Annotated in this window: 16 protein-coding genes; all 16 read left to right on the top strand. The window is 64.6% G+C overall.

What is annotated here, in order from left to right; translation table 11 throughout:
- Window positions 1-45: 45 nt before the first annotated feature.
- The 16 genes from DBR47_RS14495 to DBR47_RS14565 all read left to right on the top strand — a co-directional run bounded on the left by DBR47_RS14495 (window position 46) and on the right by DBR47_RS14565 (window position 9,396).
- On the top strand, window positions 46-240 hold the full coding sequence (locus DBR47_RS14495) for a hypothetical protein (protein WP_124451258.1): 195 nt from the start codon (window positions 46-48) through the stop codon (window positions 238-240).
- 7 nt (window positions 241-247) lie between these two features.
- A complete protein-coding gene (locus DBR47_RS14500) occupies window positions 248-541 on the top strand; it encodes a hypothetical protein (RefSeq protein ID WP_124451260.1) in 294 nt (97 codons plus the stop codon).
- Window positions 542-575: 34 nt separating this feature from the next.
- Window positions 576-1,403 carry a PD-(D/E)XK nuclease family protein gene (locus DBR47_RS14505; protein ID WP_124451262.1) on the top strand — a complete coding sequence of 276 codons (828 nt, stop codon included), beginning with the start codon at window positions 576-578 and terminating at the stop codon, window positions 1,401-1,403.
- Window positions 1,404-1,447: 44 nt separating this feature from the next.
- The gene (locus tag DBR47_RS14510) at window positions 1,448-2,524 is read left to right on the top strand and encodes a recombinase RecT (protein WP_124451264.1); all 1,077 of its coding nucleotides are present in this window, start codon (window positions 1,448-1,450) and stop codon (window positions 2,522-2,524) included.
- A gap of 112 nt (window positions 2,525-2,636) precedes the next feature.
- On the top strand, window positions 2,637-4,409 hold the full coding sequence (locus DBR47_RS14515; RefSeq protein ID WP_124451267.1) for an AAA family ATPase: 1,773 nt from the start codon (window positions 2,637-2,639) through the stop codon (window positions 4,407-4,409).
- Window positions 4,406-4,594 carry a hypothetical protein gene (locus DBR47_RS14520; RefSeq protein ID WP_124451268.1) on the top strand — a complete coding sequence of 63 codons (189 nt, stop codon included), beginning with the start codon at window positions 4,406-4,408 and terminating at the stop codon, window positions 4,592-4,594. The genes DBR47_RS14515 and DBR47_RS14520 overlap by 4 nt, the downstream gene beginning before the upstream one ends.
- The gene (locus DBR47_RS14525) at window positions 4,591-5,199 is read left to right on the top strand and encodes a 3'-5' exonuclease (RefSeq protein WP_124451270.1); all 609 of its coding nucleotides are present in this window, start codon (window positions 4,591-4,593) and stop codon (window positions 5,197-5,199) included. Before DBR47_RS14520 ends, DBR47_RS14525 begins: the two co-directional genes overlap by 4 nt.
- A gap of 122 nt (window positions 5,200-5,321) precedes the next feature.
- Window positions 5,322-6,059, top strand: coding sequence for a hypothetical protein (locus DBR47_RS14530; RefSeq protein ID WP_124451272.1), 738 nt, complete (start codon window positions 5,322-5,324; stop codon window positions 6,057-6,059).
- A complete protein-coding gene (locus DBR47_RS14535) occupies window positions 6,056-6,250 on the top strand; it encodes a hypothetical protein (RefSeq protein ID WP_124451274.1) in 195 nt (64 codons plus the stop codon). Before DBR47_RS14530 ends, DBR47_RS14535 begins: the two co-directional genes overlap by 4 nt.
- Window positions 6,247-6,402, top strand: a complete 156-nt coding sequence (locus DBR47_RS24605) for a hypothetical protein (protein ID WP_156089051.1) — start codon at window positions 6,247-6,249, stop codon at window positions 6,400-6,402. The genes DBR47_RS14535 and DBR47_RS24605 overlap by 4 nt, the downstream gene beginning before the upstream one ends.
- On the top strand, window positions 6,399-6,989 hold the full coding sequence (locus DBR47_RS14540) for a hypothetical protein (RefSeq protein ID WP_124451276.1): 591 nt from the start codon (window positions 6,399-6,401) through the stop codon (window positions 6,987-6,989). The genes DBR47_RS24605 and DBR47_RS14540 overlap by 4 nt, the downstream gene beginning before the upstream one ends.
- Window positions 6,986-7,900, top strand: coding sequence for a DNA cytosine methyltransferase (locus tag DBR47_RS14545; protein WP_124451278.1), 915 nt, complete (start codon window positions 6,986-6,988; stop codon window positions 7,898-7,900). The genes DBR47_RS14540 and DBR47_RS14545 overlap by 4 nt, the downstream gene beginning before the upstream one ends.
- Window positions 7,897-8,241 (top strand): hypothetical protein, encoded by a 345-nt coding sequence (locus DBR47_RS14550; protein ID WP_231512316.1) that lies wholly within the window; start codon window positions 7,897-7,899, stop codon window positions 8,239-8,241. Before DBR47_RS14545 ends, DBR47_RS14550 begins: the two co-directional genes overlap by 4 nt.
- Window positions 8,238-8,966, top strand: a complete 729-nt coding sequence (locus DBR47_RS14555; protein ID WP_124451280.1) for a hypothetical protein — start codon at window positions 8,238-8,240, stop codon at window positions 8,964-8,966. Before DBR47_RS14550 ends, DBR47_RS14555 begins: the two co-directional genes overlap by 4 nt.
- Window positions 8,963-9,184 (top strand): hypothetical protein, encoded by a 222-nt coding sequence (locus DBR47_RS14560; RefSeq protein ID WP_124451282.1) that lies wholly within the window; start codon window positions 8,963-8,965, stop codon window positions 9,182-9,184. Before DBR47_RS14555 ends, DBR47_RS14560 begins: the two co-directional genes overlap by 4 nt.
- A complete protein-coding gene (locus DBR47_RS14565) occupies window positions 9,181-9,396 on the top strand; it encodes a DUF4224 domain-containing protein (protein ID WP_124451284.1) in 216 nt (71 codons plus the stop codon). Before DBR47_RS14560 ends, DBR47_RS14565 begins: the two co-directional genes overlap by 4 nt.
- The last annotated feature ends 14 nt before the right edge of the window (window positions 9,397-9,410 follow it).

A 9,410-nucleotide genomic window follows, 5' to 3' on the forward strand; every position in this document is an offset into this window, starting at 1 on the left:
GCGAAACGCTACATTACTTCCATCGCACCAAAAAAGGAGCTCGCGATGGGAGCCAACGGAACACCAGCCACCAGCCAGCGCATGAAGAGCGCGGCCCGGGGCGCACTTTTTGCCATCACCGTGGCGCTGAGCTTGTCGGCCGCGCTGGTCGTGACGGCATGCGGCGGCGGCGATAACGAAGAGCCACATCAGCCCACACCCAAGGTGGACTGCAAGGCCAATCCCAACGCTTGCAAGTGAGGCGGCCATGAACGCCCTCTATCTGCACGCCGCCATGGATGACATGGCCGACTTCGGCGAACACCACGTGACGGCCATCGACCTTGAGCGCCGCATCGCCGAGAAGTGCGCGCCCTTCCCTGTCATTGAAGCTGCCAGCGCCTGCACCGAGATCGGCGCCGAGCCGAGCGACCCGCGCGACGTCGACCTGTCGCACCTGTTTCCGCTGGAGCGCTGCTTCCGCGACTACCCCGCCACGACCTGGGCCTGCGTCTTTCTGACGCTGGGCGTGCTGGCCTACGCCAGTTCGTTCCTCGGCTGACTTTTCACCCCCTTAAACACCACTGGAGCGATCCATGAATGCACCTGACCGCGCCGCTTTTGCGCGCACCATCATTTCGATTCGGGCCAGTTCGCTGGCCGAGCTCTTCGATTGCCCGGCCCGCTGGGAAGCCAAGTACATCCTTGGTATGCGCGGCCCGCGCAGCGCCGCCGCCCAGCTGGGCACGGCCGTGCACGCTGGCACCGCCTTGTTTGATGAATCCCGCTTGGCCGGCGGCGCCCCGGTGTCTGCGGATGAAGCGGCCAGCGCCGTGGTCGATGCGATCCACAAGCCTGAAGAAGAGGTGGATTGGGAAGACACCGCGCCGAATGACGCCGAGCGCATCGCCCTGGCCCTGCACAGCAAGTATTGCTTCGACATCGCCCCCAAGCAGCACTACGTGGGCGTCGAGGTGAAGTGCGAGCGCCTGGAGTTGCCAGACCTGGGCATCGCCCTCACCGGCACCACCGACCGCGTGCGCAAAATTGATGGCCACCTGGGCATTGCCGATTTGAAGACCGGCGGCCGCGCCGTGGGTACCGATGGCCGCGCCGTCACCCAAGGCCATGCCGTGCAGCTGGGCGTCTATGAACTGCTGGCCGAGCATGCCATGGGCCTGCACATCAGCGCCCCGGCCCAGATCGTGGGCATGAACACCGGCAAGACGGCCGCCGCGCAGCGCGTGGGCACCGGCGAAGTGCCCAACGCCCGAGCCGCCTTGATCGGCACCGAAGAGCAGCCCGGCCTGCTGGAACTCGGGGCCCGCTTGATCCACAGCGGCGCTTTCTACGGCAACCCCAAGAGCTTCTTGTGCTCTGAAAAGTACTGCCCTTCCCACGCCACTTGCCGCTTCAAGGGCTGAGCCCTGCCCACCTCCAAACCCCACAACTACAGGACACACACATCATGGCAACTGCTCAACTCTCTGAACTGCGCGCCACGCAACCCGCCACCCGCCCCCTGGCCGACATGAAGCCGAAGGAGCAAATCGCCTACTTGCTCCAGCAGAAGAAGGGCGAACTGGCCAAGATGCTTCCCAAGACACTCAGCATCGAGCGCCTGCTGAAGGTGGCGCAGATCGCCGCCACCACCACCCCGGCCCTGGCCAAGTGCGATGTTCCGTCGCTGGTGGGTGCCATCGGCCAATGCGCCCAGATGGGCCTGGAGCCGAACACGGTGTTGGGCCACGCCTATCTGGCGCCGTTCAACACCAAGCGCAAGGACGCCAACGGCAATGAGCGCTGGGTCAACAGCGTGCAAGTGATCATTGGCTACAATGGCCTGATCGACTTGGCCCGCCGCAGCGGCCAGATCGTCAGCATCGCAGCGCATGAGGTCTGCGAGCACGACCACTTTGAACTGGTCTATGGCCTGGACGAGAAGCTGAACCACACCCCCGCCATGGGCGAGCGCGGCGATCTGGTGGGCTTCTATGCCGTGGCCAAGCTGAAGGATGGCGGCCACAGCTTCGAGTTCATGAGCGTGCACCAGGTGGAAGACATCATGGTCAACACGCAGAGCAAGGGAAAGTACGGCCCCTGGAAGGACCATTTCATCGAGATGGGCCGAAAGACCGTGATCCGCCGCTTGGCCAAGTACCTGCCGCTGTCCGTGGAGTTCCAGACGGCCGTGGCCTTGGACAACCAGGCTGAGAGTGGCAAGGACCAGAAGCTGGACACCATCGACGGCGAATTCATGCTGGCGCAGGACGAAGACGCACCGGCCCATGGTGCTGTGGTGGACCAAGAAACTGGCGAGATCCGCGGCACGCTCAGCGCCGAAGCGAAGGTGAACGTCCCCGAGTCGGCGGCTAAGCACGCTGAAGCGGATGCCGGCCGCAAGTCCGACGAATGGGCCCCCACCCCCGAAGAAGAAGCCGAGATCCTGGCCCGCGAGCAAGCCGAAGCCGCCGCCCTGCAGGCAGCTGCTGCGCCTGCGCCGGCCGCCCGCCGCGCCCGCGCTTCGACCGTCGCGCCCGAGTAAGTCAAAGGGGCGGCCGGAAGCCCGGTGAGGCAAACCTCCCTGAAAACCAACCGCCAATGAGCCCCGTGTTGCGCCGGGGCCGCCCCACCCTCACCCCACAAGGACAAGAGAAATGGAACTGATCAGCATCGATGTGCAAAACGTGCTCGGCGTCCGCGCCGCGGCTCTTGCAATCTCCACCCCGGTCACGCTCATTGCTGGCCCGAACGGCAACGGCAAAAGCAGCCTGGCCGAAGCTGTACGCATGGCCCTGGGCGGCGATGTCGCGGCGCGCGGCGTGGCCCTGAAGAAGGACCTGCAGGCCCTGGTGAATGAAGGCGCCAAGAGCGGCAGCGTTGAAGTGCAGCTGGCCGACGGCTTGACGGCCTACGCCATGCTGCCCAGCGGCAAGACAACGCCCGCCGATGTCTACGTCCCGCACCGCGCCCTGGCCTACGTGCTGGAGCCCAGCCGCTTCGCATCCCTGACGGCCAACGACCGCCGCAGCATGCTGTTTGACCTGATGGGCCTGCGCGTTACCCCTGAACTGGTGATCCAGCGCTTGGAAGCCAAGGGCGTGGACAAGACAAAGGCCGTGCGCGTGGGCCCGCTGCTGCGTGCAGGCTTCGATGCTGCCCACGATGAAGCCAAGCGCAAAGCCACGGAAGCCAAGGGCGCCTGGCGCGCGCTGACAGGCGAAACCTATGGGGCCGTGAAGGCTGAGACCTGGGCCGCCAGCGTGCCCGCCCATGACGAGGCGACGGCCAAGACCCTGGCCACCGAGTTGCAGCATTGCGAGGTGGCGCTGGAGCAATGGCAGCGCCAGATCGGCCAACTGCAGGGCGCCGAGCAGCGCCTGGCCCAAGCCCGGGCCAAGCTGCCCGCGCTGCAAGACCAGGCCGGCAAGCTGCAGCGGATCCAAGACAAGCTGGTGGCCGACGAATCCGGCCTGGCCGAGTGGGAACAGCGCCTGCAGGCCACGACAGCCGAGGCGGGCCAGGGCAAGCGGGTGGGCTTGGTGCATGACTTGGCCCGTGCGGTTGAATTCTTGAGTTCCAACTATGGGGGCGAACTGTATGAACACGCCGAAGCCCTACCAGCCTACGAGCGCGAACACGGCAAACTCGGCGCGGCCGGAAACCCCGAAGCCCAGGCCAAACTGCCCGAGGTGCGCAAGAGCCGCGACTTGATGGTCAGCGCCGTGGCCAATGGCAAGCGAGACGTAGAAGCGGCCAAGCGCGCCCAGGCCGAAGCTGAAGCCATCCAGGCCGAGCTCGATGAAACCTTTGACGCTGCCGGCCTTGCTGACGCTCGCGCCAAAGCCGACGAACTGAAGGCCGAGCGCGCCACGCTGGTCAAGAAGCTGGACGGCTTCAAGGCCCTGAAGGCCCAAGCCGAGGCTGCACAGAAGAAGACAACCGATGCGGCGGCCCACCATGTCGACGTCGCCGCGTGGGATCAGATTGCCGCCGCGCTGGCGCCCGATGGCATCCCCGGCGAGATGCTGGCCGAAGCCCTGGGCCCGTTCAACGCCCGCTTGGATCAGTCGGCCGCTGATACCTCGTGGCCAGGCGTCCACATCGGTGCTGACATGACGGTGACCTGGCTGGACGGCCGCCCCTACAAGCTGCTGAGCGAGTCCGAGAAGTGGCGTGCTGACGCGATGCTGGCCGAGGCCATCAGCCACCTGGCGGGCCTGAAGCTGCTGCTGCTGGATCGCTTCGATGTGCTGGACCTGAAGGGCCGCGGCGATCTGCTGTGCTGGCTGGATGTGCTAGCCGAGCAGCACGAAATCGACACCGCCCTGGTGCTCGGCACGCTGAAAGCCCTGCCCGCGTCTTCGGAGTTCTTGACCGCACATTGGATCGAGAACGGCGTGCTGGGCCAGCTGAAAGCGGCAGCGTGAACCCCTTTCTTGTCGCCACCCTGGCGCGCATTGCTGCCGTGCAAGCGCGCGTGGCCGGCATGCAGGCCACCAACCAGCACTGGGCGGCGCAAGGACAGGTCCCGGCCTACGACGAAGGCCATTTCATCAACGCGGCGCACGAGCTCGAAAACCTTGCCGACGCCGCAGCACAGGAAAAACCATGAACATCGCACTCTTCTACGACACCGAAACCAACGGCCTGCCAGACTTCAAAGCCCCCTCTGAAGCGCCGCACCAGCCGCATATCGTGCAACTCGGCGCGCGTCTGGTCGACCTGACCACCCGCCAAATCATCAGCACGCTGGATGTTGTGATTCGCCCTGTCGGCTGGACCATCCCTGATGAAGTGAGCGCCATCCATGGCATCACTACCGAGCGCGCCCACTTGTTTGGCGTGAGCGAGAGCCAGGCCCTTGGCCTCTTTCTGGACATGTGGAATCGCTCCACCGTGCGCATCGGCCACAACGAACCTTTTGATGCTCGGATTATCCGCATCGCCCAGCACCGCTTTGACGAAGCCAGCATCAACGCCTGGAAAGGCGCGCCGTCCGAGTGCACGCAGATCTTGGCCACGCCCATCCTGAAGCTGCCGCCCACCGAAAAGATGCTGAAGGCTGGCTTCAATCGGAACAAGTCCGCAAATCTCAGCGAGGCCTACCAGTTCTTCACCGGCAAGAAGCTGGAGAACGCGCACAGCGCCTTGGCCGATGTGGACGCCTGCATGGCGGTCTATTTCGCCGTTCAAGACGGCCAGCGCCAAGCCGCCTAACCCCCAAGTTTTCCGGGCGAGTCTGGCTGGACCCCTTCCGTCTCCCTCCCTGTTAATTCCCGGCCAGCCCGCGCAAGCGGCGCCCTTTCTTCTTTCTTGACCCAAAACCGAGGACTATTCCAATGAAGATCTTCGCTCTGCCCGCCGACGCCCGCCTGCTGCTCACAAAGGCAACCCCGCGCAAGGAACACCATGGCGATGACCTGGTGCAAGCCATCAGCCTGCGCTTGGCCTGGGACACCACGAACGACAACTTGGCGCTGCTGCACCCGAACCTGAAGCCGCTTCTGTTCTGGAAGACGCCCGCAGTTGAGGCCCAGGCCGACCTGGAGGGCCTGCCCGAGATCACCCCGAATCTGCGCGTGCCCGAGCTGGCCCTGCCGCTCAAGTTCGATGCGGAGTTCACCGGCTACACGCTGAACATCGAATACGGCATTGACGAGAGCAGCGCACTGGAGCTCTACGTCTGCGCGCTGAGCAAGTTCACCGTGGACGCCCGCGAAGGTGGCAGCGTCACCATCGCTTGGTCGCTGTCCAGCAACAAAGAGATTACGCCCGAGGTGGTCGGAATTCTGTGCGGCATGGAAGGCGAGGAAATCATCGCCACACTGACGCCGCCGGCCATTGCTACGGGCGATGCGATCGACGGCAGCGTCGAGGCCTTCCACCGCGATCACCCCGAACTGGGCGATGAGGGCCAGGACGCTGGCGGCCTGTTTGCAGCGGCCCACGGTGGCGATGACCTCGGCCAGGATCTGGACGAAGACGAAGACGAAGCCGCCGACGCTGGCCCGGCCCTGGCCGAAGAGCGCCCCGCCGCTCGCCGCACCCGCAAGACTTCCGCTGAGGCCGTCGAATGATCACGCCCATCGACAAGGCGCAGCATGCCTGCTACGGGATCATGTGCGACCGCCATTCAACGTGCTTGCGCTACGCCATGGTCGAGCAGACCAGCACGGATCACACCATCGCCACTTGCGACAACGGCCTGGGCGACAAGCCGCTGTTTTTGGCGATGGAGACGGAGAAGAAAGAGGGAGAGACGGCATGAACCAGCTAGAACTCTTCCCCGAAGTGGACGATGTTGAGCAAGAGGTTCAGGCGATCCTCGCTCGCCGCCGCGCTATGAACGTCAGCGGTCAGGCTGGCGAGGACATTGACTTGATTCGCTCCGCACTCAAGAGCGCAAGGGGGTTGGCATGAAAGAACGCCCAATCCTTTTCAATGGCGCCATGGTGCGCGCCGTGCTGGCTGGCACGAAGACGCAGACACGGCGGATTTTCAAGGCAAAGAACGGCGGTGTCTGGCCCAACGAGCGGGACTTGCCAGGGATGCGCCAGATTCTGAGGAACTGCTCCTACGGCCAGCCCGGCGACCGGCTCTGGGTGCGCGAGACGTTCGCCGAAGGCATCCACCAAATGGCCGATGTCAATCATTGGGCCTATGCTGCCGATCGCTTTGGTGAGCAGCAGCGCCTGGGTGATCTATGGAAGCCGAGCATCCACATGCCCCGTGCAGCCAGCCGCCTAACTCTGGAGGTGACCGGCGTGCGCGTGGAGCGGCTGCAGGACATCAGCGAGGCGGATGCGCAGGCCGAGGGCGCAATGCCGCTCGATCCTTGCGACCACGCTAGACGCTCCTGCGCAGAAATTGGATGCAGCGGCCCACAGGACTATCGCGGCGGGTTCAAGGCCCTTTGGGAATCCATCAACGGCCCCGGCAGCTGGGAGGCGAATCCCTGGCTTTGGGTCGTGGAGTTCAAGAAGACAGCACAGGGAGCCAGCGCATGAAGGCAATCGACCTCTTTGCCGGTGCCGGCGGCCTATCCACCGGCGCCGCCATGGCCGGTGCGCAAGTCCTGTGGGCGGCCAACCATTGGCCCACCGCCGTGCAGTGGCACACCGCCAACCACCCCGGCACTGTGCACGCATGCCAGGATCTGCACCAAGCGGACTTTCGGGATGCTCCGGCACATGACTTGCTGCTGGCCAGCCCAGCATGCCAAGGCCACAGCCGCGCGCGCGGTAAGGAGCAGCCGCACCACGACGCCCAGCGCGCGACCGCCTGGGCTGTGGTGACATGCGCCGAAGTCCACCGCCCGCAGGCCGTGATCGTGGAGAACGTCCGCGAGTTCGCCGACTGGACGCTGTACCCGGCATGGTGCGCGGCCATGAACGCTCTGGGCTATGCGCTGGCGCCCATGGTGCTGGACGCCGCCGACCACGGCGTAGCTCAAAACCGCTTGCGCCTGATCGTGGTGGCCACGCGCAGCAAGCACCCGGTAGAGCTCAAGCTTCCGCGCCGGGAACACCGGACCGCCGCCAGCTGCATCGACTTCTCCACAGGCCGGTGGAGCGCGATCAACAAGCCAGGGCGAAGCCTAAACACTCTGGCGCGAATTGCAGCAGGCCGCCGCGCCCACGGCGACCGCTTCCTGGCGCCCTACTACGGCAGCGGCTCAGGCGAATCCGGCCGCAGCCTGGGCCGCCCCATCGGCACGCTGACCACCAAAGCCCGCTGGGCACTGATCGATGGCGAGCAGATGCGCATGGTTTCAGCGGCAGAGGGCGCGAAGCTGATGGGCTTCCCGAACGGCTACCGATTCCCAGCTAACGAGGCAACCGCGTGGCACCTGATTGGAAATGCCGTGCCGCCACCGATGGCCGCTGATGTGATTGACGCTTTGAGGACCGCTGTATGAATACCCTATCCATCCTCGGCCTCGCCTCCATGGCCTTCGTGGCCGCCTTCACCTGGCGGGCCTACCGCGCCGCACCGGGCGCTGGCCAGTCGCCGCGCGGCGCAATCATTGAGGCTTGGCTGAACATCGCCGTCGGCTTCGCGGTGAACTTCACGGCCAACTGGCTGATTCTCCCCATGGTCGGCGCCGCTTTCACCCCGGGCGAGAACTTCCTGATGGGCTGGATCTACACCGCAATTTCCATGGTGCGCCAGTACGCGATTCGGCGCTGGTTTAACGCAAAGCTGCACGCCGCGGCTCAGCGCATGGCTGGGCTCGGCGGCGTTGGGGGTCAATCATGAGCACACAACCCAAACCCAGCCCCACCGCCGGCATGAACATCGCTCAGCGCATACTGCACGTGGGCGGCCGGAACAATGCCGCTGGCTATGTCGAGTTCGGCAGCACTCAGGCCGTCGAGGCCCTGGTGCGCCAGGTGCTTCGGGATTTGCCGTCAGAGTCAAACCGCAACACTCCGACCCACGACCATCTAAGCACGATGATCGGCCTTGTATTGAGCGCGCGGCAGCGGGGCGGGGCGTATGAAGACGGCAGCGTGATCGACAAGGCGGTGCAGGCGGCTGTCGATCACCTAAAGGACTGGCCTTACCCTGAAGACGCAGCCCCTTCACCACAGCAGTCCGACGAGCGGCGCATCGACGACTACGCGACCGAAATCAACCGGCTGCGCAACGTCATCCAGGCGGCGTGCTCCGGCGGCCTCGATCACATGATTGAGCGGTGGAAAGTGCTGTTCCCGGATGCTCCTGTGCCGACGGTCAAGGCCCAACCCTTCAAAGTCACGGAAGAGCAGCATGTCGCGGCATGCAAGGTCTTGCTTCGTGCCCACGGCATGGCCGGCCTTCCGCAGCGGATGGTGGACGCCATGCTTTCGGTTTCGGAACATCCCTCGCCCGCCCCCGAAATCTGCGGCAACTGCGACTTGAATGCGCCTGGCTGCGACGGCCTATTTGCCAGCGACGGCAAGGCGTGCAAGTTCCATGGGCAAGGAAGCACGACATCATGAGCACCGAAATGAAACGCTCTGGCTGGTCCGTGAGCATCAAGCGCCGGGATGGCACCGAGTTCCTGTGCTGCGGAGAGCAAGGAATTCTTCCTCCCGTCTGGCCGCTTTCGCAGCGTAGATTCGCCGTCGCCCACAAACGCAACCTGCTGGCAGAAGGCTTTCGGGCCAGAGTTGTTCGTGTCGAGTTCACCGTTCCAGTGGAGGCCTCGCAGCCATGATCGAATCAGCTGAATTCCTGACCCCCGATGAAGTCAAGACGCTGACCGATAGCCGTAATGTCGAGCAGCAAGAGCGCGTCCTCTCCCAGGACGGCATCCCGTACAAGCGCCGCGGCCGGCGTATCCTTGTCAGCCGCCATCACACCCGCGAATGGTTGGCTGGCCGAGTGGTCACGCCGTCGCGCGCAATCAATTTGGCCCTGGTGAAATGACTGGAAAGTATCCG

Source organism: Paucibacter sp. KBW04 (assembly GCF_003852425.1).
Lineage (GTDB): Bacteria > Pseudomonadota > Gammaproteobacteria > Burkholderiales > Burkholderiaceae_C > Paucibacter_A.

Bases quoted from the DNA above. Each gene is read 5' to 3' on its own strand.
- DBR47_RS14495 (WP_124451258.1), top strand. From the start codon at position 46: ATGGGAGCCAACGGAACACCAGCCACCAGCCAGCGCATGAAGAGCGCG.
- DBR47_RS14500 (WP_124451260.1), top strand. From the start codon at position 248: ATGAACGCCCTCTATCTGCACGCCGCCATGGATGACATGGCCGACTTC.
- DBR47_RS14505 (WP_124451262.1), top strand. From the start codon at position 576: ATGAATGCACCTGACCGCGCCGCTTTTGCGCGCACCATCATTTCGATT.
- DBR47_RS14510 (WP_124451264.1), top strand. From the start codon at position 1,448: ATGGCAACTGCTCAACTCTCTGAACTGCGCGCCACGCAACCCGCCACC.
- DBR47_RS14515 (WP_124451267.1), top strand. From the start codon at position 2,637: ATGGAACTGATCAGCATCGATGTGCAAAACGTGCTCGGCGTCCGCGCC.
- DBR47_RS14525 (WP_124451270.1), top strand. From the start codon at position 4,591: ATGAACATCGCACTCTTCTACGACACCGAAACCAACGGCCTGCCAGAC.
- DBR47_RS14530 (WP_124451272.1), top strand. From the start codon at position 5,322: ATGAAGATCTTCGCTCTGCCCGCCGACGCCCGCCTGCTGCTCACAAAG.
- DBR47_RS14535 (WP_124451274.1), top strand. From the start codon at position 6,056: ATGATCACGCCCATCGACAAGGCGCAGCATGCCTGCTACGGGATCATG.
- DBR47_RS24605 (WP_156089051.1), top strand. From the start codon at position 6,247: ATGAACCAGCTAGAACTCTTCCCCGAAGTGGACGATGTTGAGCAAGAG.
- DBR47_RS14540 (WP_124451276.1), top strand. From the start codon at position 6,399: ATGAAAGAACGCCCAATCCTTTTCAATGGCGCCATGGTGCGCGCCGTG.
- DBR47_RS14545 (WP_124451278.1), top strand. From the start codon at position 6,986: ATGAAGGCAATCGACCTCTTTGCCGGTGCCGGCGGCCTATCCACCGGC.
- DBR47_RS14550 (WP_231512316.1), top strand. From the start codon at position 7,897: ATGAATACCCTATCCATCCTCGGCCTCGCCTCCATGGCCTTCGTGGCC.
- DBR47_RS14555 (WP_124451280.1), top strand. From the start codon at position 8,238: ATGAGCACACAACCCAAACCCAGCCCCACCGCCGGCATGAACATCGCT.
- DBR47_RS14560 (WP_124451282.1), top strand. From the start codon at position 8,963: ATGAGCACCGAAATGAAACGCTCTGGCTGGTCCGTGAGCATCAAGCGC.
- DBR47_RS14565 (WP_124451284.1), top strand. From the start codon at position 9,181: ATGATCGAATCAGCTGAATTCCTGACCCCCGATGAAGTCAAGACGCTG.